Source organism: Arhodomonas sp. KWT (assembly GCF_010993615.1).
The window spans coordinates 1-1000 of the sequence record NZ_WNXE01000606.1; the positions used below are offsets into that span (position 1 = coordinate 1).

At 65.4% G+C, this 1000-nt stretch carries 2 protein-coding genes; both read left to right on the forward strand.

The annotated features are described in order from the left end of the window. On the forward strand, positions 1 to 645 hold a 645-nt coding region (locus tag G7A99_RS21085), incomplete at its 5' end, for a carbohydrate ABC transporter permease (RefSeq protein WP_163143863.1). Positions 646 to 661: 16 nt separating this feature from the next. Continuing rightward, entirely contained in the window at positions 662 to 949 is a 288-nt protein-coding gene (locus G7A99_RS21090) for a DUF2160 domain-containing protein (RefSeq protein ID WP_018719764.1), read from the forward strand. Positions 950 to 1000: the final 51 nt, after the last annotated feature.

Here is a 1000-nt window from a genome sequence, read left to right on the forward strand (position 1 = left end):
ATCTTTACGGACCCGACGTGGTACTGGCCGTTCCTGAACTCGATCATCTACGTGGCGATGAACACGGTCATCTCGCTCGCCGTGGCGCTGCCGGCGGCCTACGCCTTCTCGCGCTACAGCTTTCTCGGCGACAAGCACCTGTTCTTCTGGCTGTTGACCAACCGCATGGCGCCGCCGGCGGTATTCCTGCTGCCATTCTTCCAGCTCTACAAGACGGTGGGCCTGTTCGACACCCACATCGCCGTGGCCCTGGCTCACACGCTGTTCAACGTGCCGCTGGCGGTGTGGATCCTCGAGGGCTTCATGTCCGGGGTGCCGCGGGAGGTGGACGAGACCGCCTACATCGACGGCTACAGCTGGCCGCGGTTCTTCACCCTGATATTCCTGCCGCTGATCAAGGCGGGCGTCGGCGTTACTGCGTTCTTCTGCTTCATGTTCAGCTGGGTGGAGCTGCTGCTCGCCTCCCAGCTCACCAGCACGAACGCCAAGCCCATCGTCGCGGCGATGACGCGCACCCAGACCGCCACCGGCATCGACTGGGGCCTGCTTGCGGCGATCGGTGTCCTGACGGTGGTGCCCGGCGCCCTGGTGATCTGGTTCGTGCGCAAGAACATCGCCAAGGGCTTCGCCCTCGGGCGGGTGTGAATCGGAGGGAACACGCATGACTTTCACGCTGGAATGGATGCTCTGGACCACGCCCACGGCGATCTTCTTCGCGGGGGTCGCGCTGATGCTCGTGGTCTTCGGGGCGCTGGAGTTCGTCTATCCAACGGTGGAGCGCCGGGGCCTGCTGCCCATCGCCACGACCCGGGGCGATCGCCTGTTCATCGGCCTGCTGGGCAGCGCCTACATCCACCTCGCCTGGCTCGGCATCGTCGGGGCCGGCGTACTGTGGGGCGCCTCGATCGTCTCGCTGATCTTTGTCGCCGTAATGCTGCGTTACGGCTGAAACCGGCTTGGAGGGGGGTGCGGACGGCTCGGCGCGATCCGTCGGCAGCCA